Annotated in this window: 23 protein-coding genes and 3 tRNA genes; 14 read left to right on the plus strand and 12 right to left on the minus strand. The window is 62.6% G+C overall.

Annotation, left to right across the window (positions count from 1 at the left end; translation table 11 throughout):
- Positions 1–159: 159 nt before the first annotated feature.
- Positions 160–771, minus strand: a complete 612-nt coding sequence (locus NH396_RS01030; RefSeq protein ID WP_054557313.1) for a riboflavin synthase — start codon at positions 769–771, stop codon at positions 160–162.
- A gap of 670 nt (positions 772–1,441) precedes the next feature.
- On the opposite strand from NH396_RS01030, the gene NH396_RS01035 reads away from it, so the two are divergent.
- From NH396_RS01035 to NH396_RS01055, 5 genes are all read left to right on the plus strand, one after another.
- Complete coding sequence (locus NH396_RS01035; protein ID WP_253060994.1) at positions 1,442–2,485, plus strand: methionine ABC transporter ATP-binding protein; 1,044 nt, start codon at positions 1,442–1,444, stop codon at positions 2,483–2,485.
- A complete protein-coding gene (locus NH396_RS01040) occupies positions 2,466–3,119 on the plus strand; it encodes a methionine ABC transporter permease (RefSeq protein WP_107336314.1) in 654 nt (217 codons plus the stop codon). The genes NH396_RS01035 and NH396_RS01040 overlap by 20 nt, the downstream gene beginning before the upstream one ends.
- Before the next feature lie 160 nt (positions 3,120–3,279).
- A complete protein-coding gene (locus tag NH396_RS01045) occupies positions 3,280–4,098 on the plus strand; it encodes a MetQ/NlpA family ABC transporter substrate-binding protein (protein ID WP_253061523.1) in 819 nt (272 codons plus the stop codon).
- 201 nt (positions 4,099–4,299) lie between these two features.
- Entirely contained in the window at positions 4,300–4,788 is a 489-nt protein-coding gene (locus tag NH396_RS01050) for a GAF domain-containing protein (RefSeq protein WP_253060995.1), read from the plus strand.
- 217 nt (positions 4,789–5,005) lie between these two features.
- Positions 5,006–5,980, plus strand: a complete 975-nt coding sequence (locus NH396_RS01055; RefSeq protein WP_253060997.1) for an alpha/beta hydrolase — start codon at positions 5,006–5,008, stop codon at positions 5,978–5,980.
- A gap of 103 nt (positions 5,981–6,083) precedes the next feature.
- Here the strand turns inward: NH396_RS01055 and NH396_RS01060 are convergent.
- From NH396_RS01060 to glpK, 6 genes are all read right to left on the minus strand, one after another.
- Positions 6,084–6,160 (minus strand) — tRNA-Val (locus NH396_RS01060).
- 50 nt (positions 6,161–6,210) lie between these two features.
- Positions 6,211–6,287, minus strand: a tRNA-Val gene (locus tag NH396_RS01065).
- A 36-nt stretch (positions 6,288–6,323) separates the two neighbouring features.
- Positions 6,324–6,400, minus strand: a tRNA-Val gene (locus NH396_RS01070).
- Between the two features lie 221 nt (positions 6,401–6,621).
- Positions 6,622–7,344 carry an MIP/aquaporin family protein gene (locus NH396_RS01075; protein ID WP_176677506.1) on the minus strand — a complete coding sequence of 241 codons (723 nt, stop codon included), beginning with the start codon at positions 7,342–7,344 and terminating at the stop codon, positions 6,622–6,624.
- Between the two features lie 231 nt (positions 7,345–7,575).
- Complete coding sequence (locus NH396_RS01080; protein ID WP_253060999.1) at positions 7,576–8,301, minus strand: MIP/aquaporin family protein; 726 nt, start codon at positions 8,299–8,301, stop codon at positions 7,576–7,578.
- Positions 8,302–8,303: 2 nt separating this feature from the next.
- Positions 8,304–9,836 carry a glycerol kinase GlpK gene (glpK, locus tag NH396_RS01085; protein WP_253061001.1) on the minus strand — a complete coding sequence of 511 codons (1,533 nt, stop codon included), beginning with the start codon at positions 9,834–9,836 and terminating at the stop codon, positions 8,304–8,306.
- Positions 9,837–10,307: 471 nt separating this feature from the next.
- Here glpK and NH396_RS01090 point away from each other — a divergent pair, with 471 nt between their 5' ends.
- The gene (locus NH396_RS01090) at positions 10,308–11,099 is read left to right on the plus strand and encodes a DeoR/GlpR family transcriptional regulator (RefSeq protein WP_253061003.1); all 792 of its coding nucleotides are present in this window, start codon (positions 10,308–10,310) and stop codon (positions 11,097–11,099) included.
- 592 nt (positions 11,100–11,691) lie between these two features.
- The gene (glpD, locus tag NH396_RS01095) at positions 11,692–13,194 is read left to right on the plus strand and encodes a glycerol-3-phosphate dehydrogenase (protein ID WP_253061005.1); all 1,503 of its coding nucleotides are present in this window, start codon (positions 11,692–11,694) and stop codon (positions 13,192–13,194) included.
- Between the two features lie 104 nt (positions 13,195–13,298).
- Here glpD and NH396_RS01100 read toward each other — a convergent pair whose 3' ends face one another.
- The gene (locus NH396_RS01100; RefSeq protein WP_253061007.1) at positions 13,299–14,690 is read right to left on the minus strand and encodes a class II fumarate hydratase; all 1,392 of its coding nucleotides are present in this window, start codon (positions 14,688–14,690) and stop codon (positions 13,299–13,301) included.
- A gap of 451 nt (positions 14,691–15,141) precedes the next feature.
- Between NH396_RS01100 and NH396_RS01105 the strand changes: the two genes are divergently transcribed.
- Both NH396_RS01105 and nadB read left to right on the plus strand, forming a co-directional pair.
- Positions 15,142–16,479: an FUSC family protein gene (locus NH396_RS01105; RefSeq protein WP_253061009.1), complete on the plus strand. Its 1,338-nt coding sequence runs from the start codon at positions 15,142–15,144 to the stop codon at positions 16,477–16,479.
- Positions 16,476–18,182, plus strand: a complete 1,707-nt coding sequence (gene nadB / locus NH396_RS01110) for an L-aspartate oxidase (RefSeq protein WP_253061011.1) — start codon at positions 16,476–16,478, stop codon at positions 18,180–18,182. The genes NH396_RS01105 and nadB overlap by 4 nt, the downstream gene beginning before the upstream one ends.
- A 41-nt stretch (positions 18,183–18,223) precedes the next feature.
- On the opposite strand, the gene NH396_RS01115 is transcribed toward nadB, so the two are convergent.
- Together NH396_RS01115 and NH396_RS01120 are read right to left on the minus strand one after the other, a co-directional pair.
- Positions 18,224–19,018, minus strand: coding sequence for a hypothetical protein (locus NH396_RS01115; RefSeq protein ID WP_253061013.1), 795 nt, complete (start codon positions 19,016–19,018; stop codon positions 18,224–18,226).
- 58 nt (positions 19,019–19,076) lie between these two features.
- Positions 19,077–19,352, minus strand: a complete 276-nt coding sequence (locus NH396_RS01120; protein WP_043335628.1) for a succinate dehydrogenase assembly factor 2 — start codon at positions 19,350–19,352, stop codon at positions 19,077–19,079.
- 269 nt (positions 19,353–19,621) lie between these two features.
- Between NH396_RS01120 and NH396_RS01125 the strand changes: the two genes are divergently transcribed.
- The 3 genes from NH396_RS01125 (at position 19,622) to lapB (ending at position 21,627) form a co-directional block, all read left to right on the plus strand.
- Complete coding sequence (locus NH396_RS01125; protein ID WP_043335630.1) at positions 19,622–19,918, plus strand: integration host factor subunit beta; 297 nt, start codon at positions 19,622–19,624, stop codon at positions 19,916–19,918.
- Positions 19,919–20,142: 224 nt separating this feature from the next.
- Positions 20,143–20,448, plus strand: coding sequence for a LapA family protein (locus tag NH396_RS01130; RefSeq protein WP_054555462.1), 306 nt, complete (start codon positions 20,143–20,145; stop codon positions 20,446–20,448).
- Positions 20,449–21,627, plus strand: a complete 1,179-nt coding sequence (gene lapB, locus NH396_RS01135; protein ID WP_175089339.1) for a lipopolysaccharide assembly protein LapB — start codon at positions 20,449–20,451, stop codon at positions 21,625–21,627.
- Between the two features lie 147 nt (positions 21,628–21,774).
- Here the strand turns inward: lapB and NH396_RS01140 are convergent, their stop codons facing one another.
- Complete coding sequence (locus tag NH396_RS01140; protein WP_253061015.1) at positions 21,775–23,238, minus strand: sodium-dependent transporter; 1,464 nt, start codon at positions 23,236–23,238, stop codon at positions 21,775–21,777.
- Between the two features lie 419 nt (positions 23,239–23,657).
- Here NH396_RS01140 and NH396_RS01145 point away from each other — a divergent pair, with 419 nt between their 5' ends.
- Both NH396_RS01145 and NH396_RS01150 read left to right on the plus strand, forming a co-directional pair.
- The gene (locus tag NH396_RS01145) at positions 23,658–24,311 is read left to right on the plus strand and encodes a TrkA family potassium uptake protein (protein WP_253061017.1); all 654 of its coding nucleotides are present in this window, start codon (positions 23,658–23,660) and stop codon (positions 24,309–24,311) included.
- Positions 24,308–25,702, plus strand: coding sequence for a potassium transporter TrkG (locus NH396_RS01150; protein ID WP_253061019.1), 1,395 nt, complete (start codon positions 24,308–24,310; stop codon positions 25,700–25,702). Before NH396_RS01145 ends, NH396_RS01150 begins: the two co-directional genes overlap by 4 nt.
- 145 nt (positions 25,703–25,847) lie before the next feature.
- Here the strand turns inward: NH396_RS01150 and ihfA are convergent, their stop codons facing one another.
- The gene (ihfA, locus tag NH396_RS01155) at positions 25,848–26,204 is read right to left on the minus strand and encodes an integration host factor subunit alpha (RefSeq protein ID WP_107336300.1); all 357 of its coding nucleotides are present in this window, start codon (positions 26,202–26,204) and stop codon (positions 25,848–25,850) included.
- Positions 26,205–26,214 lie beyond the last annotated feature (10 nt).

A 26,214-nucleotide genomic window follows, 5' to 3' on the forward strand; every position in this document is an offset into this window, starting at 1 on the left:
TGCCTGAACCACGATGCCCCGCCGGCGGCAGGGCATCGAAAGGCGCAACATGGTACCCAAAGGTCTGCAGCGAATCGAGCATTCCCGGCATATTTCCTGACCAGTCAGACGAGTACTGGCGTCCTGCCAGTGAGGTGATCCGCTGCAGACCTGCAAGCCTCATGCCAGACGGGAGGCCATGACCCGCTCGACGGTCTCGACGATGGCCTGCGTCTGCGGGTCGACTTCAAGGTTGACCTGATCCCCGACGGCACGGACTCCCATGAGGGTGCGCTCGAGCGTCTCGGGAATCAGATTGACGCAGAAGCGCGTACCCTGCACCTCGCCGATCGTCAGGCTGACACCGTCAAGTCCCACATAGCCCTTGTCGAACAGAAAACGCATCAGCTCGGCCGGCGCCTGGAACCAGATACGACGATTGTCGGCAGTGGCTTCGATGGCATCGATGGTCACCATCGCCATCACGTGCCCGGACATCGAGTGCCCACCGATCTCGTCGCCGAAGCGTGCCGCTCGCTCCACGTTCACGACGCTGCCCACCTCGAGCTCGCCCAGATTGGTCAGACGCAGCGTCTCGCGCATCAGGTCAAAACTCGCCAGTTGGCCCTCAAGCGCCGTCACGGTCAGACAGCAACCGTTATGGGCTACCGATGCCCCCAGCTCCAGCCCCGCCTCCAGCCCCGCCGGCAACCGGACCTGATGCGTGCGAAAGTCAGTGCGTTCCTCAATGGCCACCACTTCCGCCATGCCTTGTACGATACCCGTGAACATGCGTGATCTTTCCTTGCAGCTGCTTCTTGCTGTCGAGAAGCCATGAATAAGGGACGGCATGCAGCAGCGAGATGACCGGCATGCCCAGCCGAAATCCTAGCATGGTGGACTTGCCGTCGACATGCTGGCGTTATCGACCGTTGGGCTGCGCGGCGTTGCTGCCCTCGCCACCCACCGCGGGCACGTGCAGCCGCCACCGCGAACGCAGAGCAGCGATAGCAGGCCGCAACTCATACCCGACTGACCGTCAAGACAGGAAAGCCATTGATAGCCGTTGAAACCCTCGCCACGGCCAGATACTTGTAAGAAATGGCTTACAGAGCGTATCGCCGAATTACCATATCGAACGCCAGTTCGAATAAACGCCCGGCGCAAGACCAAAGTCGTTGACACCCCCAAGGTGACTGATAGAATGCGCCTCAAATCTGTTTGGCGCCGATTTGTACCCGGATTGCGGGCGCCCACCACGAGAGCTGGTCTCACGGGGTGCAAGTTCTGCTAAAAGGGTGTGTCCAGCGTTGATGGCCACCCGTCTTGGGTGGTCTTTTTTCTCCCCACTGGATCGCTCCCCTCTTCGCTGTCTGCCATGTGCGCAGACGCCGGCAGAACGCTCTGTCTTCTACAGACCTTCGCCCGCAATCCGGTTGGTGCCTTAACCTCTCGGACCCCCATGATCACACTCAAGAACGTCTCCAAGACTTACGGCAGTGGTGACAAGGCCGTGGTCGCGCTCAAGGATGCCAGCCTCACGGTTCCTCAGGGCGCCATTACCGGTGTCATCGGCCTGTCCGGTGCCGGCAAGTCGACCCTGATTCGCTGCGTCAATCTCCTTGAACGCCCTACCTCCGGCAGCGTCGTCGTCGATGGTCAGGAACTGACCGAGCTCGACGAGTCCGCCCTGCGCAATGCCCGTCATCAGATCGGCATGATCTTCCAGCACTTCAACCTGCTCTCCTCGCGCACGGTCTTCGCCAATGTGGCCTTGCCCCTGGAGCTGGCAGGCATCTCGAAAGACGAGATCAGCAAGCGCGTCGAGCCATTGCTGGAGCTGACCGGCCTGAGCGACAAGGCTGGCCAGTATCCGGCCCAGCTCTCCGGGGGCCAGAAACAGCGCGTAGCCATCGCCCGCGCATTGGCCAGCCGGCCCAAGGTGCTGCTGTGCGACGAGGCCACCTCAGCACTCGACCCCCAGACCACCACGTCCATTCTCGAGCTGCTCAAGGACATCAACACCAAGCTGGGGCTGACGATCCTGCTGATCACCCACGAGATGGAAGTGGTCAAGAGCATCTGCGATCAGGTTGCCTTGATCAGCGGGGGTGAACTTGTGGAAGTGGCCTCGGTGGGCGACTTCTTCACCGCGCCGCAGACCCGCCTCGGCCGTGAATTCCTCAACGACTTCCTGGAGCTTGAGCCGCCGCGTGCGCTCGTGGAGCGCCTAGAGGCCACGGCCGGCCCGCATACCCATCCGGTCGTCCGCCTGGCCTTTAGTGGCGATGCCGTCTCCACCCCGCTGATCTCGCGCCTGGCGCGTGAATGCCAGGTGGATGTCAGCATCCTGCAGGCCAAGGTGGAATCCATCCAGGAGCGCACCCTGGGCCTGATGATCGCCGAACTGATGGGCGACAGCACCCAGACCCGGCAAGCGCTCGACTATCTCGAATCCCACGACCTGAAAGTGGAGGTGCTCGGTCATGTCACCCGCACTGCTTGAACTCGTCCTGTCCTCCACCCTCGAGACGCTTTACATGGTCGCGGTGGCAGGCCTGATCTCCGCGGCACTCGGCATTCCGCTGGGCGTGGCACTCTACACCTCACGCCCCGGCCAGATTCTCGCGCGCCCGGCACTCAACAGCGTGCTGAGCATCATCACCAACATCGGTCGCTCGGTGCCGTTCATCATCCTGATGGTGGCGATCATCCCGCTGACGCGTCTGATCGCGGGCAGCTCCATCGGTACCAACGCCGCCATCGTGCCGCTGACCATCGCCTCGATTCCCTTCGTCGCCCGCCTGATCGAAGGCGCGCTGAATGAAGTCGGCCCGGGGCTGGTCGAGGCCGCCCAGGCCATGGGCGCCACGCCGATGCAGATCATCACCAAGGTACTGCTACCGGAAGCACGCGGCGGCATCATCAATGGTCTGACCATCACCGTGGTGACGCTGATCAGCTATTCCGCCATGGCTGGTACCGTCGGTGGCGGCGGCCTGGGGGATCTCGGCATTCGCTACGGCTACAACCGCTTCGACCCGATGGTGATGCTGGTGACCGTGGTCATCCTCGTCGTCATGGTGCAAGGCTTCCAGAGCCTGGGCGACCACCTGGTGCGCAAGTCGAATCACAAGTGACACCTGCCGCCACGGTGACGAGCGCTCGACAGCCGTCGGTCGCTCCACATGCAAGAATGCTTTCGGTATCGTGACGGCTCATCACGATGAGCCATCATTCATAATATTCCGCGGACCGCGTCGGTCACGCTGGATCACAAGGAGAACCTCGATGCGCAACATGCTGAACACGCTTTCTTCCCCACTGCGCCTTGCCGGTGCTGCCACTCTGCTCGGCGCCACTCTGCTGGCAGGCTGCGGCAACGACGCGTCCGACGAGAACACCCTCAAGATGGGCACCGTCGCAGGCCCGGAAACCGAAGTGATGAAGGTCGCGGCCGAGGTCGCCAAGGAAAAGTACGACCTGAACGTCGAGATCACAGAGTTCACTGACTACGTGTCGCCGAACGCCGCTCTGGCCGATGGCTCGCTGGACGCCAACGCCTATCAGCACCAGCCGTACATGGAATCCATGGTGCGTGAGCGCGGCTACAAGTTCGCCAGCGCCGGCAAGACCTTCGTGTACCCGATCGGCGCCTACTCCGAGAAGTACGCAGACATCAGCGAACTGCCGGACGGCGCGACCATCGCCCTGCCGAACGATCCGTCCAACGAAGGCCGCTCCCTGATCCTGATGCACGACCTGGGCATGATCGAGCTGACCGACAAGAGCAACCTCGAAGCGACCCCGATCGATGTCGCCAAGAACCCGCATGACTACCAGTTCAAGGAAATCGAGGCTGCCCAGCTGCCGCGCATCCTGCCGGATGTCGACCTGGCCTTCATCAACAACACCTTCGCCCAGCCGGCTGGCTTGAAGCCGGAAGACGCGCTGATCCGTGAAGGCGCCGAGTCCCCGTACGTCAACCTGATCGTCGTGCGTCAGGGCGATGAAGACAGCGAGAAGGTGCAGAAGCTGGTCAAGGCCTACCAGACGCCGGAAGTCGAAGCCAAGGCGGAAGAGCTGTTCAAGGGCGCTGCGGTGCCGGGCTGGAAGTAAGCCTCACCCATGTCACTGACAGATACCTGAACGCGAAGCGCCGACCACTGGTCGGCGCTTTTGCATCTGACTGATGAACCACCCCATCACGTTCAGATACCGATGCGGTGCAAGGGCGCGCGAAGGACGTGCTTGAAACAGCCGACCCGCGACCGCATTCCTGCGCCATATCGCAATCTTACCTACCCCACAGGAGCCCCAATGGCCACTCGCCCTGACTACTCACTGCTGGCCCGCCAGCTGGACGCCATCCTCGACACTCGCGACTGGCTGACCAACGCCTCCCAGACGGCCGCCTTCATCAACATGACGGTGGACAACCTCAACTGGGCAGGCTTCTATGTGCAACGCCAGCCGCAGGTCCTGCACCTGGGGCCATTCCAGGGTCAGCCGGCCTGCCATCCGATTCCCTTCACCAAGGGCGTATGTGGTGCCGCCGCCACTGAGCGCACCACCCAGCGTGTCGCTGACGTGCACGCCTTCCCGGGGCATATCGCCTGCGACGCCGCCTCACGCAGCGAGCTGGTAGTCCCGGTGATCATCGAGCAGGACGGTGAGCAGGTAGTGTGGGGTGTGCTGGACCTGGACAGCCCCAGCCCCGAGCGCTTCAGTGAGCAGGATCAGGCCGGCATCGAGCGCCTGGTCGAGGTCTTCATCGCCTCCAGCGACTTCGACAGCGTGCCTGCTTGAAGAAGAGCACCTGAAGAAGAGCGTCTGAAGACGACCGCTTCAGAAGGCCGTCCGCAAAAGACTGCCGACAGAAGCCTGTCTGACCTGCAGTTTCCTGCCCTGCCGCCCGCCGTGCTTACCCGCACCGCGGGCGGTCTGCGTTGTTGCCAGCCTGCCACTTGCGCAACTCTCGCCGAGGTGTAACGTGAAAGCTCCTCTGATCTGACAGGAGCAGAACATGCCAGCGACCGCACCTCCTCATGCAGAAGCCTCACTCCAGAATCACGATGACGCCCACGCCGGGCTTGATCGGGTCATCACGCACCTTGAGCGCATCAAGGCTTTCACCGCACGCACCGGCAATGACCTCGGCGCCAAGCGCACCCTGCTTGAGGCTTACTTCGCCGCCGATGCCAGCATTCTCGACACTGGCGTGACACCGCGTCTCATGATGGTGCCGGGTGGCGAGGGAGAGCGTGTCTGTGAGGTATTGCCAGCACCCGATGACGTACCAGCCCGCCCGCGTCGCCTGCTGTATGTGCATGGTGGCAGCTGGATCGCAGGCTCACCTGCCGGTCATCGCCCGCTGGCCAGCCGTCTGGGCCGTGCGGCACGCGCCGAGACCTACACCCTGGATTATCGTCTCGCGCCAGAGGCCGCCTTCCCGGCCGGCCTGCAGGACGTGTTGGCCGCGTGGCGCTGGCTGTGTGACGAATACCCGCAGGACCACCTGCTGCTGGCCGGTGACAGCGCGGGCGGCAACCTCACACTGGCAGCCCTGAATGCACTCAAGAGTGCAGGCGAGCGGCTGCCGGATGCTGTAATCGCCTTCTCGCCCGCCACCGACCTCAGCTGGGGCAGCGCTTCGCTGTCGCGCAAGGCCGAGGTGGACCCGATTCTCGACCCCAACCTGCTGCCCTTCGTGAGCATGGCCTACGTGCAGGACGGTACCGACATGAGCGACCCGCGCATCTCGCCACTGGAGGGAAACCTGTTTGATCTGCCTCCGACACTGATCCAGTGCGGCGAAGCCGAGATTCTGCTCGATGACAGCCGTCGCTATGCCGCCCAGGCACAGGACTGCGGCTCGCCCGTCACCCTGAGCCTGTGGCCGGATATGCCACATGTCTTCGTCGGCTTCGCTCCGCTGCTGAGCGCTGCCAATGCCGCGCTCGATGAGGCACGTGAATTCCTCGATACTGCGCTTGGCTGAGCGGTGCCACTCTCGCCAGATATCACGCGCCGGTCACACGGCAAATTTTCATGACACGCACACGAAAACGCCCGACTCTGTGAGCCGGGCGTTTTCTGGAATCTGGTAGGACCAGGCGGATTTGAACCGCCGACCTCCACGATGTCAACGTGGCGCTCTAACCAACTGAGCTATGGTCCTGAAGTATGGCAGATGACCCGAGAACACTTGAAACATGCCGCGAAACGGCTTGGTAGGACCAGGCGGATTTGAACCGCCGACCTCCACGATGTCAACGTGGCGCTCTAACCAACTGAGCTATGGTCCTGTATCAAGTGGCCGATGTTGCCATCAATGCCGATGCTGGTAGGACCAGGCGGATTTGAACCGCCGACCTCCACGATGTCAACGTGGCGCTCTAACCAACTGAGCTATGGTCCTATGCCAGCATGCTGAAATGCGAAGCAGTGTGATGCGAAGTGCTTTGCCCTGTCAGCGAGGACGTATTCTACGCAACTCCCGTTTTGATGCAACCCCCTGATGATAAAAAATTTTCTCGACATTGCGCACTGCCGTGACAGGGCACGGATCACCCCCTCCATCGGAGTGAGGCGTCGACCCTGAAAGTCAGAAAGCTCGACGCGTCACCCTGTGCACTGGTGCTACAGCAAAACTCCCCGCAATCCGGCTGCCACCACGGCACCCAGCAAGGGGCCGGCGATCGGTACCCAGGCATAGCGCCAGCCCGAACTGCCCTTGCCGGCAATCGGCAACACCCAATGCGCGATACGCGGCGCCAGGTCGCGCGCCGGATTCATCGCGTTGCCGGTGGGCCCACCCAGTGACAGACCGATCGCCCAGACCAGCAGACCGATCAGATATGGCAGTGCCTGATCAGTGACCATGGAACTTTCGACCATGCTGCCGATGGCAAAGATGAGCACTACCGTCGCGATCGCTTCACTGATGACATTGACTGTCTTGTTGTTCACTGCCGGGTCAGTGCAGAAGACCGCACGCTTGCGCAGCGGATCTCGAGTCACCTTCCAATGCGGGTAATAAGCCGCCCATACCAGCACCGCCCCCATGAAGCAGCCCAGCAGCTCCGCCAGCATCATCCTGGCGACCTTGAGCTCACTGACATGGATGCCCAGCAGATATTTCGCCAGCGTCACCGCCGGATTGAGATCGCCGTAGGGCGACCCCGTCGAGGTAGACACCAGCACCCCGACCATCACGGCAAATCCCCAGCCGGCATTGATCATCAACCAGCTGGAACCCGCTCCCTTGGTGCCTCTGAGCATCGCATTGGCGACCACGCCACCTCCCAGCAGAATCATGAAGGTGGTGCCCAGAAACTCGCCTGTCATGACGTCAGTCCACATCCTGATGACCTCCGCCATTCATCCCCTGTAAGTCGCCTGCCGCCATCTCTCGCCCGCACGAACAGGCCCGCATAAACACGCCCCCTGAACGCGGACGTGAACATGACGTCACATGATGACCAGAAAGGACGCAGACCTGAAAGCACTTCGCCCCGTCGATGGACGGGGCGAAGTCAGGCTACAGTGCCACAGGTGCAGGAGACGGCTCCAGCAGATTGCGGCAAGGATTTGTTACAGCAGCAGCAGGTGCCACATGGAGGCCGCGATCAAGGCACCCGCCAGAGGCCCGGCGATCGGCACCCAGGCATAGCCCCAGCCGGATGCACCCTTGCCGTGGATCGGCAGCAGCGAGTGCGCGATACGTGGGCCCAGATCACGCGCCGGATTGATGGCATAGCCCGTCGCGCCACCCAGCGAGAGGCCGATGGCCCATACCAGCATCCCGACCAGATAGGGCAGCAGGCCGGCGCTGATGGTGCCGGAGCCGACGATGGCGCCGATACCGAAGATCAGCACCACGGTACCGATCACCTCGCTGAGCATGTTGCCCAGGCGACACTCGACTGCCGGATCCGTGCAGAACACCGCCCGCTTGAGGTCAGCATCACTGGTGCGTTTCCAGTGCGGCAGATAGGCCAGCCATACCATCACGGCACCGGCGAAACACCCGAGCATCTGCGCGATGATATGCCGCGCCACCTCCATGAGGGTGGCATGCACTCCGAGCAGGTACTTGGCCAGGGTCACCGCCGGATTGAGGTCTGCCTGGGGCGAGCCGGTCGAGACGGCCACGAACACGCCAATCATCACCGCAAAGCCCCAGCCGGTGGTGATCACGATCCAGCCGGAGCCATTGCCCTTGGTGTCAGACAGCACCACATTGGCGACCACGCCACCGCCAAACAGGATAAGGAACAGACAGCCGAGAAACTCGCCTGTCATGACATCGGTCCACATGCTCAGTGGCCCCCGTCGCTTTTCACTCTTTCCACCGCTTCCAGCCAGCCGGCGTAGAGGCGTTCGCGCTGCTCTTCCGGCATTTCCGGCGCGAAGGTACGCTCGCAGTGCCACAGCTCGCCGATCTCATCCAGGCTGTCATACCAGCCGATATGCAGGCCCGCCAGATAGGCGACGCCCAGCGCCGTGGTCTCCAGCACGCGCGGACGATCCACCTTCACGCCCAGCATGTCAGACAGGAACTGCATCACCCAGTTGTTGCTGACCATGCCGCCATCCACGCGCAGATTCGCGCAGCTGATGGCCACGTCATCCAGCATGCACTCCTGCAGGTCACGCGTCTGATAGCACACTGACTGCAGGCCGGCCGCCACGATGTCGGTGATGCCGGTGCCACGGGTCAGCCCCAGGATCGCGCCACGCGCCTGCGGGTCCCAATGCGGCGCACCGAGACCGGTGAAGGCCGGCACCATGTAGACGCCGTGATCGGCCTTGGCCGCACGCGCCAGCGGTTCGGTCTCGGAGGCATCGGAAAACAGCTTCAGGCCATCACGCAGCCACTGCACGGTCGCGCCCGCCACGAAGATGCTGCCTTCCATGGCATAGGTCGGCTTGCCATTGAGGCGATAGCCCACCGTGGTCAGCAGACGATTGCGGGACAGCTCCATTTTCTCGCCGGTGTTCATGATCATGAAGCAGCCGGTGCCGTAGGTGCTCTTGCTCATGCCGGGCGTGAAGCAGGCCTGGCCGACCAGCGCCGCCTGTTGATCGCCGGCAACGCCGCGAATCGGCATGGCCGCACCGAACAGCTGCGGATCGGTAGTGCCGAAATCATCACTGGAGTCCAGCACTTCCGGCAGCAAGGATTGTGGGATACCGAACAGCTCCAGCAGCTCACTGTCCCAGCACTGATCGACGATGTTGAACAGGCAGGTACGCGAGGCGTTGGTGGCATCGGTGACGTGGCGCTTGCCAGCGGTCAGTTTCCAGATCAGATAGCTGTCGACGGTGCCGAAGGCCAGCTCGCCCTTCTCGGCGCGTGCGCGAACGCCTTCGACATTCTCGAGAATCCAGCGCAGCTTGGTCGCGGAGAAATACGGGTCGATCAACAGGCCGGTCTTCTGCTGGATCATGTCACCATGACCGGCATCGGAAAGCTCACGACAGTACTCGTGGGTGCGGCGGTCCTGCCAGACGATGGCGTTGTAGACCGGCACGCCGGTCTCGCGGTCCCAGACGATGGTGGTCTCACGCTGGTTGGTGATCCCGATGGCGGCCACCTGTTCGGCGCCGACATTGGTGTTGATCAGCGACTGACGCACGGTGCGCTTCACTGACCCCCAGATATCATCGACGTTGTGCTCGACCCAGCCGCTGTTCGGAAAGTGTTGAGCAAATTCTTCTTGTGCCAGTCCGGTCACCGCGCCTTCACGATCGAAGAGGATGGCGCGGGAGCTGGTGGTACCCTGGTCGATCGCGAGAATCCGCGTGGGTCCATCGACGCGAGAGTCTTTCTCTGGCTTGGGGCTAGACATTATGACTGTCCTTGGCTTCGAGGCTGCTTCTGAGAGTACACGTCAGCGGAGACTGCGGTACTTCACTATATTGGCTCGGATATCATGTGAGAGCGGCAGGAGAAAGCGGGTTGGCTTTGTCCTCTTCACGCTTGGCAGGCGCAACGAGAACACTTCCTCTTGAACCATCACAACCGAACACTAAATGTTCGTCTTCGAATATCGCTGCAAACGTTAGCGCCAAATGCGCATTATCACAAACGTATTACCAATCAATATCATTGTACCTTGGTCTCATGTCCAATGCGCCGACATGGCCTGTTGCAGCTTCGCAACACCCTGACGCCATTCGTCAAATTGCACTGACGCCCCCCTGTTGGATTAGGATGTACCCTCACTGGACGACCCCACTCCCCAACGGCAATCGTGATGCGCGCTTCCTGACATGAAGTGAACTCACGATCCGCAAGCCGCTGACAACAAGAGAGCAGGATGATGCAGCCAAAGCGCCATCGCGCCATTGTCGAACTGATCACGCGTCAGGGATATGCCTCCATCGAGCAGCTGGCCAGTCACTTCGATGTCACGCCACAGACCATTCGTCGCGACCTCAATCAGCTGTCCGAGGCCGGTGCGCTCAAGCGCGTGCACGGGGGCGCGGGGCTTGAGTCCAGCACCGTCAGCACCGCCTACAGCACCCGCAAGACATTGAACCTGGGCGCCAAGCGGCGCATGGCGGCGGCTCTGGCCAGGCAGATTCCCGACCATGCCTCGCTGTTCATCAACATCGGCACCAGCAACGAGATGGTGGCCGAGGCGCTGTGTGATCACCGCGGGCTTGAAGTCATCACCAACAATCTGAACGTGGCGGCCATCCTCCAGCACAAGGAGGATTTCAATGTCATCGTGGCCGGTGGCATGGTGCGCTCCCGCGATGGCGGCATCATCGGCGAGGCCACCATCGACTTCATCAACCAGTTCAAGGTCGACTTCGGCATCATCGGCATCAGTGGTATCGATGAAGACGGCTCACTGCTGGAATTCGACTATCAGGAAGTGCGTGTCGCCCAGGCGATCATCCACAACTCACGCCAGGTCTTCCTGATCGCAGATCACTCCAAGTTCCAGCGCAATGCGGTCGTGCGCCAGGGCAACCTGAGCCAGCTCGATGCGCTCTTCACCGACATCCAGCCCCCGGAAAGCATTCTGACCCTGATGCGTCAGCACGAGGTCGCGCTGCACGTCGCCGACGACGAGTCGCCGGGCGAGACTGGCGACGCTTGAGCTCGATGACGCGTCACCCAACCAACCAGTCACCTCACCAACGAGTCATCTCACCAACAAGCCACACACGACCGACTCGTCTCGCGATCACGGGGCCAGGCAACACGCCGACGAGCAGCCTGGCCCAGCTCTCATCATCATCTACCTCGCCCCTTCCCCCATTCTCCTCGCCCCCCTCTTGCACCAATGAGCCCTCGCAGATGACGACAGCCGCACTTCTGCTGTCTTACCGCTGCCCAGCGGCACCGCTTCGTCTCCGTATATCGTGTCAGGACGCTTGATCAGTCACTGCGGGCATCGTCTGCGCCGCCCGCGCGGCAACATGACAGCCAGGCGCTTCATGAAAATGTCACGCCATGATCAGAGACTGAGAAAAAACACCGGCAAGACAACAGGTTGAATATCAGGCAATCCTCGGTTGCCAGACACTCGCCCAAATGATCACTTTCGAAAGCCATCAACGCAGAAGAATCCCCTTGATGTTCGACTTTTGCTAAGCTATGTTCACTTTCGAAAACCCATTATCGCGCACCTTGCCGGTGCAGACTCATTCGCCCCACCCGGTAGCGCCGGGCACGAGCAGGAGCAGCCCATGTCCCGCGACAACGATGCACTTCTTGACCTCTTCATCATCGGCGGCGGCATCAATGGCGCCGGTATCGCCAACGATGCCAGCGGCCGCGGCCTGAGCGTGGCCCTGTGCGAGCAGAACGACCTCGCCAGCGCGACCTCCTCCGCCAGCAGCAAGCTGATCCACGGCGGCCTGCGCTATCTGGAGCACTACGAATTCCGTCTGGTGCGCGAGGCTCTGCAGGAGCGCGAGGTGCTGCTCAAGAAGGCGCCGCATATCATCTGGCCACTGCGCTTCATCCTGCCGCACCAGCCGCATCTGCGTCCGGCGTGGATGATTCGCGCGGGACTGTTCCTGTATGACCACATCGGCAAGCGCGAGACACTGCCAGCCTCCAAGGGTCTCAAATTCGGCGAGCAGAGCCCGCTGGTCAGCGAGATCAATCAGGGCTTCGAATACTCGGATTGCTGGGTCGATGATGCTCGTCTGGTCATCACCAATGCGCTGCAGGCGCGCGAGCAAGGCGCCGAGATCATGACGGGCACCCGCTGTGTCGGCGCCCGTGATGTCGAAGGCCACTGGGAGCTGACGCTTGAAGATGTCAGCAGCGGCGAGACCTTCACCCGTCGTGCACGCACTCTGGTGAATGCGGCAGGCCCGTGGGTGGAGTCCTTCATCAAGGGCGCCACCGAACGCACGCCGCGCTATGGCATCCGCATGATCCAGGGCAGCCACCTGATCGTGCCGCGCCTGAACACCGATGATCGCGCCTTCATCCTGCAGAACAAGGACAAGCGCATCGTGTTCGTGCTGCCCTATCAGGAAGATTTCAGCCTGGTCGGCACCACCGACGTGCGCTACAAGGGCGACCCCTCCGAGGTGGCCTGCTCCAGCGACGAGACCGACTACATGCTCGAGGTGGTCAACCATCACTTCAAGCGCAAGCTGAGTCGCGATGACGTGGTCTCGACCTTCTCCGGCGTACGCCCGCTGTGTGACGACGAGTCGGCAGACCCGTCCGCGATGACGCGTGATTACACTCTTCACCTGGATGACAGCGGCGCACCGATGCTGTCCATCTTCGGCGGCAAGATCACCACCTATCGCAAGCTGGCCGAATCGGCACTTGAAGACCTCAAGCCGCTGCTGCCGAGCATGGGCGAGCCGTGGACCCACGAGAAGGTCCTTCCCGGGGGTGATATCGAGAGCCGCGCAGCCTTCACTCGCCAGCTGCAGCGCGACTACCCGTTCCTCGGCGAAGCACGCGCCCGACGCTTCGCCTCAAGCTACGGCAGCCTGTGCCTGCACTTCCTCGACGGCAAGCAGAGCGAGGCGGACCTGGGCGAGGACTTCGGCGCCGGCCTGAGCGCCGCCGAGATCGACTACCTGGTCGAGCACGAATGGGCGCGTGAGGTGCAGGATGTCGTCTGGCGCCGCACCAAGTTGACGCTGCGCCTGAGCGATGAGCAAACAACGCGCATCGGCGACTACCTCAAGGAACGCCTGCTGGCACGCGCCGCCTGATGAAAACCGGCTGAGCCAGCAGCGAAAAAAGCCCGCCCCTCCGACAAGGAGGGGCGGGCTTTTCGTTCAGGGACAGGCAGGCTTTTGGGCCATGAATTGAGGACTTACTGGATACCGCCCGCCGTCAGCTTGGCCGGGTCGAGCAGACGCTCCAGCTCCTCGCGTGATAGTTCAGTCTCTTCCTCGGCCACATCCAGAATCGGACGCCCGGCCTGATAAGCCACCTTGGCCACTCGCGCCGCCTCGTTGTAACCGATCACCGGATTGAGCGCCGTGACCAGAATCGGGTTCTTGGCCAGCGGTGCCTCGATGTTGTCCTGACGCACGTTGAAGGTGGCAATGGCCTTGTCCGCCAGCAGGCGGCTGACATTGGCACTCAGCGTGATCGAGGACAGCAGGTTGTTGGCGATCAGCGGCAGCATGACATTGAGCTGGAAATTGCCGCTTTGCCCGGCGATGCCGATGGTGGCGTCATTGCCCATCACCTGCGCCGCCACCTGAGCGGCCGCCTCGGGGATCACCGGATTGACCTTGCCCGGCATGATGGAGCTGCCCGGCTGCAGGGCCTCAAGCTCGATCTCGCCCAGCCCTGCCAACGGGCCGGAATTCATCCAGCGCAGGTCGTTACTGATCTTCATCATCGCCACGGCATAGGTCCGCAGCTGGCCGGAGAGCTCGACTGCCGTGTCCTGGGAGGACAACGCCGCGAAGAAGCTCTCGGCGGGACGGAAGGCATGGCCGGTCTGGTGCGAGAGGCGGTCGGCAATGCGCTCGGCGAATTCCGGATGCGCGTTGATACCACTACCCACGGCAGTCCCGCCCTGGGCGAGGCGCTCGAGGCGCGGCAGCACCTGCTCGATGCGCTCGATGGCCTGCCCGACCTGCGCCTGCCAGGCACCCAGCTCCTGACTCATGCGGATCGGCATTGCGTCCATCAGGTGAGTGCGGCCGGTCTTGACGACATCGTCCACCTCAGAGGCCTTGCGAGCGATCACCTCATGCAGATGGCGCAGCGCCGGTAACAGGGTGTCAGAGACAGCGATGACGGCGGACAGATGAATGGCCGTCGGGATGGCATCATTGCTCGACTGCCCCATGTTGACGTGGTCGTTGGCGCCGACGGTCACGTCCTTGTCGCCCAGATGCTGATTGGCAAGTTGCGTCAGCACCTCGTTGACGTTCATGTTGGTCGAGGTGCCGGAACCGGTCTGGAAGACATCGACCGGGAATTGATCGGCATGCTCGCCGTCGATGACCTGGCGCGCCGCCTTGATGATCGCCTCGGCACGCACGTCATCCAGCAGCTCCAGGTCACGGTTGACCTCGGCCGCAGCCAGCTTGATGCGCGCCACGGCGCGAATGAAGGCAGCAGGCAACGGCTGGCCGCTGACGGGGAAGTTATCGACCGCTCGCTGAGTCTGGGCGCCATAGAGTGCGCTGGCCGGCACTTCGAGTTCACCCATGCTGTCGCGTTCACGGCGGGTCTGGCTGCTCATGCTTGTCTCCCTGTGCTGTTGCATATGACGTCGCACCTGGCTGGCGTCACTGATGGGCGGCTGGCAATCATTGATCAATGACCTGATCGCCAGCTTCAGTCCCCTGATGGTCACTTGGGGACGCACAGGATACCAATCAAGCCGCTTGATGGTAGTGATTATCAATAACAATTACACATTCATTGCCTGGCTCCGTCATCCCCCGCCCTGCAACCTTTCAGATGCACGCTTGCAAGATGGCTGCTCACCAATCCGCTGTTACGCAAGACGAGGCCTCGGTTACACTGTGCGGCGCTTCCACCATGGCCACGGCCCCTTGACCACGCCTCATGAATCCTGTCGACGGAATGACCGCGAACCTGATGTCCACCTCTTCGCTGCTGAAACCCGCCCTGTGTGCGGTGTGCACCATCCCTCACTTCCTCGTGCCTGTCGGAGGGGAAATCGCGTCATGAAATGGTTCTCGCACAACCCTTACTTCACCTACCTGCACCGCCAGCGCCTGCATATCCTGCGTGTGACCGTCGCCCTGACGCTGTGCTTTTCCATCATCGAACTGTTCAGCCTGCCGCACAGTTCCTGGGCATTGGTCAGCACCGTGATGGTCATGGGCAATCTGCCCCACGTCGGCGGTGTCATCGACAAGGGCTGGCAACGTCTGGTCGGCACGCTGCTTGGTGGCCTGTGGGGCCTGATCCTGATTCTGGTCGCCGAGCCGCTGCCGGGCGTGGTGCCTTTCTGGAGCATCGTCGGCATCGCCCTGGCACTGAATGCCACCTTCAGCAATCGCTATGGCTACAGCTCGCTGCTGTTCTGCGTCACGCTGCTGATGGTGATCGGGGATGGCAATCATGATATTGGCATCGGGCTGTGGCGTGTCTTCAATGTGGTGCTGGGTACCCTGATCAGCATCGTGGTCAGCATGGTGCTGCTGCCCCAGAAGGCGACGGATGTCTTTCGCTTCCTGCTGGCCGACAACCTCGACAAGCTGGCACGCCTCTACCACGGCCATACCAAGGCCGAGCGTGAGGGTGTCAGTGAGGCACTCGCGCTGGTGCGTGCCACCTCGGCACAGCTGGTCAAGCAGCGCGGGCTGGTCGATGCCGTCGCTCAGGAAGGCCGTATCAATCGTGCCGACATCGAGGAAATCCTGTCCTTCGAGCGCCGCATGATCTCGACCATCGAGCTGCTGCAGGAAACCCACTGGAACACCCGCGAGGGGCATGAATTCATCGAGGGACTGGATGGTCTGCGCGATGCCCAGCATCGTCTGGCCCGCGCCCTGGGGACCCTGGCTTTCCAGGTGCGCACCGGCCAGAGCATCGAACTGACGGTGACGCCCTTCGACCTGCAACGCTATGCCGATGTCCGCAATGTCGAGAGCCGCAAGGGCCGCGCGCTGTTCAGCCCATCGGGCTATCTGTGGCTCAATCGCGAGCTGGCCCGGCTGACCGAGGCACTGGGCAAGCGTCTGTCGCTGCTGGAACGGCTGCCGAGCCAACGCCTGCAACGCCGACTGCCGGGCCATGGCCTGATCAGTGATGCACGCCGCCTGTTCCTGCCGGAAGACCCGACGCCGGGCGATACGGCAGCCCCCACCAGGCGCGAGAACAGCGCTGGCAGGCAGCACACTCCGGCCAGCAAGGCGCCGGCCAGCAAGGTGCCAGCCAGCAAAGCGACGGCGGGTAATGACAACAGCTGTGATGACACAGTCAGCGATGAGCCAGACCGCCGCGACAGGCGCCAGCCGGACTCGGCCGGCAATGAGACTGCCAGGAAAGACACATGAACTCAGTATCCGGAGTGACTCCCGCAAGCCAGCATGACGTGTTGATCGTCGGTGGCGGCGCGGCAGGTTTGACCCTGGCACTCAGCCTCGCCAATCGCCTGCTGCCCGGCCCGCGCACCCGCCGCGTCACGCTGTTGCGTCCAGCGCGTGAGGCACAGGGCGCCAGCCGCTGGGCGCAGGGCGGTATCGCGGCGGTGCTGGCGCCCGAGGACGATGTGGAATCCCATGTCGCCGACACCCTGATTGCCGGCGATGGCCTGTGCAACGAGCGCGCGGTGCGCTTCACCGTCGGTCACTCGCGGGAGGCCATCGAATGGCTGATCGCGCTCGGCGTACCCTTCACCCCGGCCGACGCCGACGCCAGCTACCCCTTCCACCTTACCCGCGAAGGGGGGCATGGCCGCCGCCGCATCATCCACGCCGCCGACGCCACCGGGCGAGCGCTGCTCGATACGCTCAGCGCCCACGTCGAAGCTCACCCGAACATCGAGATTCTCGAAGACCTGCTGGCCGTCGACATCGCGGTCAACGCTGGCCGCGCCAGTGGTCTGTGGGTGATGGACGGCACGGGCCAGCGCCAATGGCTGGCGGCCAATGACCTGGTACTGGCCACCGGCGGCGCCAGCGGGCTGTTCGCCCACGCCACCAGCCCGAGCGCCAGTGTCGGTGACGGCATGGCGATGGCGACCCGCGCCGGCGCCAGCCTGATGAACCTGGAGTTCCAGCAGTTTCATCCCACCTGCCTATATGATCCCGATGGCACGCCCTTTTTGATCTCCGAGGCGGTGCGGGGCGAAGGGGGGCTGCTGCTGCGCCCGGATGGGCATCGCTTCATGGCCGATCATGACCCTCGCCTGGAGCTGGCGCCGCGTGATGTCGTGGCACGCGCCATCCTCACCGAGATGCGCACGCACGGTCTCGAGCATGTCTGTCTGGATATCAGCGCGCTGGGCGCCGAGGCGATCGAGCACCATTTCCCTACCATCGCCGAGCACTGCCTGACGCGCGGGATCGATATTCGTCATGCTCCGATACCCGTCGTCCCTGCCGCCCACTACAGCTGCGGCGGCATCGCCACCGGGCTGGATGGCGAAAGCGACCTGTCGGGGCTCTGGGCCATCGGCGAAGTCGCCTGCACGGGCCTGCACGGTGCCAATCGCATGGCCAGCAACTCGCTGCTCGAATGCCTGGTGCAGGCGCGCGCCTGTGGTGAAGCACTTGGGCAACTCCACCGCGCCGACGAGCCACGCCTGACGAGCACGCTCGACTCGCTGATGCCGCAACACGCCGCCCTGCTCACACAGCTTGCCGACAATGGTCAGGTCTGGCGCTGCGTGATGCGCCTGAGCGCCGATGAGGCACGCACGCGCCTGCACAGCTTGCGCCAGCTGATGAGTCTGCAAGCGGGAATCGAGCGCAGCCAGCACGGCCTGAGGGAGGCGTTGGAGCAGATAACACAGTGGGTATCGCTTGAGACGGGACAGGCGGCGGAGAGCGAGCAGCACAGGCAAGCTTCAGCGCCGCGGGCAGGGCTCGATCATCTTGCGCTCTATCAGGCCCTGACGCTGGCACCGCTGCTGCTGCTGTGCGCTCATCAGCGTCATGAATCACGCGGCCTGCACTTCATCCGCGACTTCCCGATGCCGGCGTCGCGCACCCGCGATAGCGTCATACGCCTCTCGGCCTTTGCGGCCGCGACCTGAGCGGCTCATGCGAAGGACCATGAAAAGGCCCATGAGCAGGCTCAGCGTGGATGAGCCCCTTGGGCTGCGACGCGCCGCAGGGTCTCCAATGGCGGCGGCTGACGCGGCAAGCCATGTGGCAAGGGTGGCCACAGCAGCCACAGGCGCAGCTGGTGAAGGTCTTCGCTGGAAGCACTATCCGGCCACAGCCATACCCGCTGCGTTTTCAGGGGCTGCTGGTCCGCGCCCTGCTGTCTCAAGCCCGGCTGACTCAAGCCCGGCGGCCTCAAACCCTGGGCCCCCATCCCCGGTGGCCCAACACCCTGCGGCGAGATCTCGAGCCCGATCAGGCGCGGTGAGCACCACAGGCAGCGCACGTTGACGGGCTGCCAGCTGCGTGAGGCGCCATCGGCCCACCACCAGCAGAGCTGCATCTCCGGGTGACGATGGCGCGCATCTGAGACAGGCGGGGTGTCACTGGCTTCGGTCTCGGCTTCGCTTTCTGCTTCGGTCTTGGCTTCAGCCTCGTGCTCCGGCACTGGCGCCTGGCCACCGCTGGCAAGCGCCGCATCGGCGCAGAGGCTGCCCCCCAGGGCCAGCCAGACTCGCGCCTCGGGGTCCTTGAGACGCCGCCGAGCCTGGCGCCACCACGACACCAGCTCGCCAGCCTGCAACAGCCAGCCCAGCCCCATCACGGCCAGCAGCGCCATGATGCCATCCGGCAGCTGAGCGAGCCCCTCAAACGCACAATGCCCCGCCTCGAAAGGCAGGGCATTGCGAAGATATTGCCACTGACAGGTCCACCACGTACTGACAATGAACTGGCCAGTCGCCAGCTCGGCAAGCCAGACCCACAAGGCGAGACTCGCCGCCAACAGCCCGACACGCAGGCTGGTGTGGGTCGCGAACGCCTGCCTAGAGGCCCTTGAACTGATCGCGCTCGCCATTCTCGGCATTGGCGATCACCATGTTGATCAGGCGCTGGTATTCGGCATTGCCGCACGGGTCGCGCTTCATCAGCCACACGAAGAGATCCTGGTCCTCTTCGGCCAGCAGCTGCACATAGAGCGCCTTGTCGTCTTCGCTCAAGGCGTCGAAACGCTGCTCCAGAAACGGCAGCAGCAGCAGATCGAGCTCCCACATGCCGCGACGCGAATGCCAATGCAGCCGCTTGCGAATCACATCTTCCATTGCCTGAACCTCAGTCGTCACATCAATGCGCGCAGTATACCCGAGGGGGGCGTCAGCGGCATCCGTTGACCCGTTGCTCGGGCAGGAATTGGCAATCCGTGCCGTGATCGGCAATGATGTCCCTAGTGCGTTGTTTTCTCAGGATTTGCCCATTATGCTGAGGAGATAACAATCACAAGGATGCGTGTGCCTGTCCGGTGACAAGAGGTCGCCCGGCTGACGCATCACGAACGCCTTTCACGAGAAAGGTGCAGGCATGGAGAGATCCGATGACCAAGTCCGAGCTGATCGAACAGATAGCCATGCGACAGCCTGAGTTGTCGCTCAAGGATGTAGAGGCCGCGGTTCGCATCATCCTCGATGATGTGACAGACGCCCTGGCCCACGGCGGTCGCGTCGAGATTCGCGGTTTCGGCAGCTTCTCGCTGCACTACCGTGAGCCACGACTGGGGCGCAATCCCAAGACCGGCGAGCCTGTGGATCTGGATGGCAAGTTCGTCCCCCACTTCAAGCCCGGCAAGGAGCTGCGCGAGCAGGTCGATGCCAGTCGCGCCCTGGGGTATTGACCACAGTGATGATGACGATGCGACTGACTGACAGCGCTGACCGTAGATGAATACCCGGCGTGACGGGGCTGGCGGGTTCAGTGCCGGCCGAAACCCGCTCAAGCCCTGATGCCAGAGACGACAGCCACCCACCTCACGGCGTCGCCGCCAAGACTCGCGCGATGGGCAGTGATACACTCGCTCCCAGATGATTCACGACTGCATTTCATGACAAGGAAACCGTTATGCGTTGGCTAAAAGGTCTCGTTCTGGCCGTGATCCTGCTGATCGTCCTGCTGGTCGGTATTCTCTTTGCCGTTCACAACCAGCAAGCCGTGCCCCTCGACCTCATCTGGGTAGAGCTGCCTGCTGCGTCCCTTTCCATGTGGCTGCTGTTCTCGCTGGCCGTCGGCGTCGTGCTTGGCATGGTCGCGATGACCGGCATGTACCTGCGCCTGCGCACGCTGTTGACCCGTGCCCAGCGTCGCAACCAGCAGCAACGCAAGGAACTGGACCAACTGCGCATCCAGGAGATCAAGGAAGTGGCATAAATGCCTGATCTGATATTGCTGGGATTGCTGATGGCGGCCATCGCCATCGGATTCTGGCTGGGGCGGCGTGATCGTCGCCCCGATGAACAAGCACCGGCTCCTGCCACCCTGTCCCGCGACTACTTCGTCGGCCTCAATCATCTGCTCAACGAGCAGCCTGATCGTGCCATCGAAACCTTCGTTCAGGCCCTGGAAGTCAACAGCGATACCGTCGATACCCACATCGCGCTGGGCAATCTCTATCGCAGTCGCGGCGAAGTCGATCGAGCCGTCAAGATTCACCAGAACCTGCTGGCCCGCCCTGCCCTGGATAGCGAACAGAGCGAGCGTGTCCAGCTGGAACTGGCCCGCGACTTCATGCGCAGCGGTGTCTATGACCGCGCCGAGAAACTGCTGGAAACCCTCCTCAAGCAAGCACAGCACGACAGTCATCGGCGTGCCGGCCGCCGCCTGCTGATCGACCTCCTCGAGCGGGAGCGCGAGTGGGAGGCCGCACTCGAAGTCGCTCACGCCATTCTGCGTCAGGAAGGCGGCATCCGCCGCGCGGCGGCCCATTGGCACTGCGAACTGGCCGCGCTGGATATCGCCGAAGGCAGCCAGGCGATGGCCCGCAAGCGGCTAAAGCAGGCGCTTTCCACTGACGAGAAATGCGTACGCGCCAACTGGATGCTGGCCGAGATCGAATTCGATCATGCCAACTACAAGCAGTGCATCCGCCTGCTGCAGCGCATCCCACGTCAGGACACCGGCTTCACCCCCATCATTCTCGAGCCACTGGGCAACGCCTTTCGCATGCTGGATGACGAGAGTGGCCTGGTGCGCCTGCTGCATCAGGAAGTCGAACGCGCGCCCTACACCACGACCGTCATCAGCCTTGCACAATTGATCGAGCGTCGCGAGGGTGTCGAGGCCGCCGCCAGCTTCGCCAGCGAGCAGCTGCATCGTCATCCCAGCCTGCGTGGCGTCGATTACCTGCTCGATCTCTACCTGCTGGATGCCGACGAGCGCGAGACCGAGCGTTTCAATCTGCTCAAGCGCCATACCCAGCAGCTGATCCAGGCGCGTCCTCGCCATCGCTGTCATCGTTGCGGCTTCGAAGCCTCGATGCTGCTCTGGCAATGTCCGAAGTGCCGCCACTGGGGCACGGTCAAGCCGATCACCGGCCTGGAAGGCGAGTAATGGCGCCAACTGGTGCACAGATACCCGCTGACAGACAGGCCACAGATACCAGAACGAAAAGCCCCCTGCAGCATGCTGCAGGGGGCTTTTTCATGCCGCCTTGATGACTTCCGGGCTGACGCCATCGAACTGACGCCATCGATCACATCATCCCTGCCCGGTGGCACGCTCGCCCAGGCGCGGCGAGAGCAGCTCGCCCACGAGACAGGCTGCCAGGATGGCGGCCACGAAATACGGCCAGTCACCGAATGACAGTTCTGCGACACCCAGGGCATCGATGAAGATCGCCAGGATGCAGACCGGGCTGACATAGCGAATCATGAACAGCCACAGACGATAGCCGGCATCACTCAGATTCAGCTCATCACGCAGCATGCTGCTCTTGAAGACGAACCCGGCCAGCAGCGCCATGGCGATGCCACCGATCGGCATCATCCAGCGCGAGGTCAGGTAATCGAGCCAGTCGAAGAAGTGCTTGCCGGCCAGCGTCCAGTCCGCGCCGAGATTGAACGACAGCATCGCGAACATCGCCACCAGCCACAGCACACTGCCGGCCAGCCACGAAGCCTTGGCGCGGCTCATGTTGCGGTTCTCGCTCAGCCAGGCGACGGTCGCCTCGATCATCGAGATGGCGGAGGTCAGGGCGGCGATCGAGAGCATGGCGAAGAACAGCACCCCGAACAGCTGCCCGAAGGGCATCTGGTTGAAGGCCACCGGCAGGCTCATGAAGATCAGCCCCGGTCCGGAGGACGGGTCCATGCCATTGGCGAAGATGATCGGAAAGATCGCCAGGCCCGCCATCAGTGCCACCAGGGTATCGGCGATCGCCACCGTGAAGGTGGTACGGGCGATGGAAGTGCCCGACGGCAGGTAGGAGCCGTAGGTGAGGATGGCGCCGGAGGCCAGTGACAAGGTAAAGAAGGCATGTCCCAGCGCGGCCAGCACCCCTTCGCTGCTCAAGCGCGTGACATCGAAATCGAACAGGAAGTGGAAGCCTGCCGAGAAGTTGCCCGAAGTCAGGGCGTAGCCGATCATGATCAGCAGCATGATCACCATGCCCGGCATCATCCAGCGCACACTCTTCTCGACGCCTTCCTGCACCCCGCGCCCGACGATCAGCATCGTCACCACCGCCACCAGCGTGGCCCAGCCGCCCAGTGCCCAGGGATTGGCGTTGCCAGCCTCGAAGATGGCACCCAGCTCCGCGACGCTGTGTCCGGACAGCGCACCACTGGCCATCTTCCACAGGTAGCTGAACGACCACCCCGCGACCACGACATAGAACGACAGGATCATGAAGCCGGCCAGCATCGCGATCCAACCGAAGACCTTCCACAACGGACTGGCCCCCGCTTCACGTGCCAGATTGGCAATCGCCTCGATGGGGCTGCCGCGCCCCCGCCGCCCGAAGGCAATCTCTGCCATCATCACGGGTACGCCCACGGCGAGAATGCAGGCCAGATACACCAGCACGAAGGCACCCCCGCCATACTCACCGGTGATATAGGGAAACTTCCAGATATTGCCCAGCCCTACTGCGGAACCGGTAGCTGCAAGGATGAAGCCCCAGCGACTGATCCAGAGATTCTTGGGTTGCTGTCTTGCCGTCATGGAATACCTTACAAGTTATTGTTGTGAGCCAGTGGTGATCGACGCAACGCCTGGACGTCTTGGGTGCTCACACAGACCATTTTACTGATATGAAGCGTGTTCGTCCGCGATTCCCATCGAAAATCACCACGATTCCCTCAGAATTCCTCTGCAAAAACGCCATCACCACACGACGGCAATCACTCTACATTAGATACTCCAACTTGGTAACATTTGAAACGATATTGGCCACCCAAGGCTGGCAAGCAACCGCCTCTGAGAGGCACGGTGCTGCAAAAGGCCCCGACATCACCGCATCACTGGAGTAGGCTCATTCAAGAGACGCCGGCCTGAGAGCGCTGGGCCTGAGAGTGCCTGGCTAGAAAGCGTCTGAACAAAGAGCAGCTGACCTCACCTGGCAGCGCAGACAAGGAGTCGTCATGCATCGTCAATTCGCGGTTATCGGACTGGGTTATTTCGGCAGCACCGTCGCACGAGAGCTGAGGCGCCATGAGCATGAGGTACTCGGTGTCGACGCCGACGAGAAACGCCTCAACGCGGTGGCTGACCTGCTCAATCAGGCGGTGATCGCCGACCCTACCGATGAACACGCCTTGCAGGAGCTGGGGCTGGAGCAGTACGACGCCGTCTTGATCGACCTAAGCGACTCGATGGAGCAGAGTCTGATCTGCGCACTGCTGGCCAAGGAGCTCGGCGCGAAGGAGCTATGGGTCAAGGCCACCTCGGATGCCCATCACAAGCTGCTCAGTCGTCTGGGTGTCGATCACATCGTGCATCCGGAATACGATCTCGGCGTACGCGTGGCGGAAAGCCTCGCCTACCATGCCATGGTCGACTTCATCCATCTCGGCGATCACCAGTTCGTGGTCGAACTGGAGGTCAGCGCACGACTGGGCGATGACTGTCAGCGACTCGATCAGCTGCCCATCGATGGTGACATCAGCGTGATCGCGGTGCGCAAGGGCAGGACGCTCGATCGTCAACCCTCCGCCAGCACACGACTTTCTGCCGGTGACCACCTGGTGTTGATCGGCGAGCTGAGCGCGCTGCGCAAGCTGGGGTCTCACCTGTGAGGCAGCGCTATCGACGCTACCTCCGCCCACTGACCCGCAGCCCACGCGGCCCGATCATCCACCTATCGCCGCCGGAAATCCTGTTGGGCGGCTTTCTGGGCCTCGGCATGCTCGGCGCCTGTCTGCTGAAACTGCCCGGCATGCATCAGGAAGGCTTGAGCTGGCTGTCGGCACTGTTCACCGCGACATCCGCCGTCACGGTCACCGGCCTGTCCGTCACTCCGCTCAGCGAGTTCACCCTCGCGGGCCAGATCATCGTACTGATACTGATCCAGCTCGGAGGCCTGGGCTTCATGACCATTGCCGCCCTGTCGCTGGTGATGCTGGGCCAGCGCCTGCCGATGCATCAGACCAGCCTGCTGCGCGAGGCGCTCAATCGCAGCAGTTCACGCGAGATAGGCCGCCTGCTCAAGATCATCACCGCCTTTGCGCTGACGCTCGAGCTGGCAGGCGCTTCCTTGCTGGCGATGGACTGGGTGCCCGAGTACGGCTGGCAGGAGGGGCTCTGGCTGAGCCTCTTCCACTCGGTCTCGGCCTTCAACAATGCCGGATTCACCCTGTGGCCGGACAGCCTGATGCGCGAGGCGGCCAATCCCCTGACCAGCGGCGTGATCGGAGTCCTGTTCATGACCGGTGGCATCGGTTTCGCCGTCATCGGCGAGCTGCGTGAGCGGCGACGCGAACATGGCTGGCGCGTGCTGCTGCAACCCTCGCGCTTTTCGGTGCAGACACGCCTGGTGATCGAAGCCAGCGTAGCCCTCAATCTGCTTAGCCTGGTGGTGATATTGGCCCTCGAGTGGCGCAACCCCGGCACGCTGGGCGCCATGGCCAGTCATGGCGAACGCCTGCTCGCCGCCGCCTTCATGGCCATCACACCGCGCACCGCCGGTTTCAGCGTCATCGATACCGCCGAGATGACGCAAGCCTCGACCCTGTGGGCCATGGCGCTGATGTTCATCGGCGGCGGCAGCGGCTCGACGGCCAGCGGCATCAAGCTGACCACCTTCGTGGTGCTGCTGCTGACCACCCGTGCCTTCCTGCGCCGCGAACCCTCTCCCACCCTGCATGGCCGCCGTATCGGCGATGACACCGTCTTCAAGGCGATCGCCGTGGCGCTGGCAGCGATGCTGCTGATCTTTGGCATGCTGTTCGGCCTGACCATCACCGACCCGGACCACGCCTTCCTGTCGCTGGCCTTCGAGACCGTCTCGGCCTTCGGCACCGTCGGCCTGAGCCACGGCCTGACGCCAGAGCTCTCGCCCGGTGGGCAATTGCTGATCATCGCGACCATGCTGCTGGGTCGCACCGGACCACTCGCCCTCGGCTACCTGCTGGCGACCCGCAGCCGCCCCGGCATCCGCTATGCGCGTACCGAGCTCTCGATCGGCTGATGTGCATGTGCACGGGCGATGGCGCACAGCTGATGGCACACCACAGACGACACCTCAGAACGACGAAAGCCCCGACGCAGACGTCGGGGCTTTCGTGAGCATGGTCACCCGCTCAGGGAGCGACGGGTGAGGTCAGGCAATGACCTCAGTGATCATCATCATGATCATCGTGGTCATCATGCTCTTCAAGACGCTGATGTGCGTGCGTCTCGCCATCGTACTCATCCACTCGGGCCTTGAGCTTCTGACCTGGGCGGAATGTCACCACGCGACGCGCGGAGATCGGAATCTCCTCGCCTGTCTTGGGATTGCGCCCCGGACGTTCGCGCTTGTCACGTAGATCGAAGTTGCCGAAACCGGACAGCTTCACCTGTTCATTTTCCCGCAGGCAACCGCGAATCTCGTCGAAGAACACCTCTACCATCGACTTGGCTTCGCGCTTGGACATGCCGAGTTCTGCGTGCAGATGCTCGGCAAGTTCCGCCTTGGTCAACGCTCCCATGTCCGCTCCC

This window comes from Cobetia sp. Dlab-2-AX (genome assembly GCF_024124625.1).
GTDB lineage: Bacteria > Pseudomonadota > Gammaproteobacteria > Pseudomonadales > Halomonadaceae > Cobetia.

What these genes read in the sequence shown, in the direction of transcription:
- NH396_RS01055 (WP_253060997.1), top strand. Translation starts at nt 5,006, where the DNA reads ATGCCAGCGACCGCACCTCCTCATGCAGAAGCCTCACTCCAGAATCAC.
- ihfA (WP_107336300.1), bottom strand. Translation starts at nt 26,204, where the DNA reads ATGGGAGCGTTGACCAAGGCGGAACTTGCCGAGCATCTGCACGCAGAA.
- nadB (WP_253061011.1), top strand. Translation starts at nt 16,476, where the DNA reads ATGAACTCAGTATCCGGAGTGACTCCCGCAAGCCAGCATGACGTGTTG.
- lapB (WP_175089339.1), top strand. Translation starts at nt 20,449, where the DNA reads ATGCCTGATCTGATATTGCTGGGATTGCTGATGGCGGCCATCGCCATC.
- glpD (WP_253061005.1), top strand. Translation starts at nt 11,692, where the DNA reads ATGTCCCGCGACAACGATGCACTTCTTGACCTCTTCATCATCGGCGGC.
- NH396_RS01120 (WP_043335628.1), bottom strand. Translation starts at nt 19,352, where the DNA reads ATGGAAGATGTGATTCGCAAGCGGCTGCATTGGCATTCGCGTCGCGGC.
- NH396_RS01145 (WP_253061017.1), top strand. Translation starts at nt 23,658, where the DNA reads ATGCATCGTCAATTCGCGGTTATCGGACTGGGTTATTTCGGCAGCACC.
- NH396_RS01130 (WP_054555462.1), top strand. Translation starts at nt 20,143, where the DNA reads ATGCGTTGGCTAAAAGGTCTCGTTCTGGCCGTGATCCTGCTGATCGTC.
- NH396_RS01045 (WP_253061523.1), top strand. Translation starts at nt 3,280, where the DNA reads ATGCTGAACACGCTTTCTTCCCCACTGCGCCTTGCCGGTGCTGCCACT.
- NH396_RS01030 (WP_054557313.1), bottom strand. Translation starts at nt 771, where the DNA reads ATGTTCACGGGTATCGTACAAGGCATGGCGGAAGTGGTGGCCATTGAG.
- NH396_RS01125 (WP_043335630.1), top strand. Translation starts at nt 19,622, where the DNA reads ATGACCAAGTCCGAGCTGATCGAACAGATAGCCATGCGACAGCCTGAG.
- NH396_RS01040 (WP_107336314.1), top strand. Translation starts at nt 2,466, where the DNA reads ATGTCACCCGCACTGCTTGAACTCGTCCTGTCCTCCACCCTCGAGACG.
- NH396_RS01105 (WP_253061009.1), top strand. Translation starts at nt 15,142, where the DNA reads ATGAAATGGTTCTCGCACAACCCTTACTTCACCTACCTGCACCGCCAG.
- NH396_RS01090 (WP_253061003.1), top strand. Translation starts at nt 10,308, where the DNA reads ATGATGCAGCCAAAGCGCCATCGCGCCATTGTCGAACTGATCACGCGT.
- NH396_RS01075 (WP_176677506.1), bottom strand. Translation starts at nt 7,344, where the DNA reads ATGTGGACTGACGTCATGACAGGCGAGTTTCTGGGCACCACCTTCATG.
- NH396_RS01050 (WP_253060995.1), top strand. Translation starts at nt 4,300, where the DNA reads ATGGCCACTCGCCCTGACTACTCACTGCTGGCCCGCCAGCTGGACGCC.
- glpK (WP_253061001.1), bottom strand. Translation starts at nt 9,836, where the DNA reads ATGTCTAGCCCCAAGCCAGAGAAAGACTCTCGCGTCGATGGACCCACG.
- NH396_RS01035 (WP_253060994.1), top strand. Translation starts at nt 1,442, where the DNA reads ATGATCACACTCAAGAACGTCTCCAAGACTTACGGCAGTGGTGACAAG.
- NH396_RS01080 (WP_253060999.1), bottom strand. Translation starts at nt 8,301, where the DNA reads ATGTGGACCGATGTCATGACAGGCGAGTTTCTCGGCTGTCTGTTCCTT.
- NH396_RS01100 (WP_253061007.1), bottom strand. Translation starts at nt 14,690, where the DNA reads ATGAGCAGCCAGACCCGCCGTGAACGCGACAGCATGGGTGAACTCGAA.
- NH396_RS01140 (WP_253061015.1), bottom strand. Translation starts at nt 23,238, where the DNA reads ATGACGGCAAGACAGCAACCCAAGAATCTCTGGATCAGTCGCTGGGGC.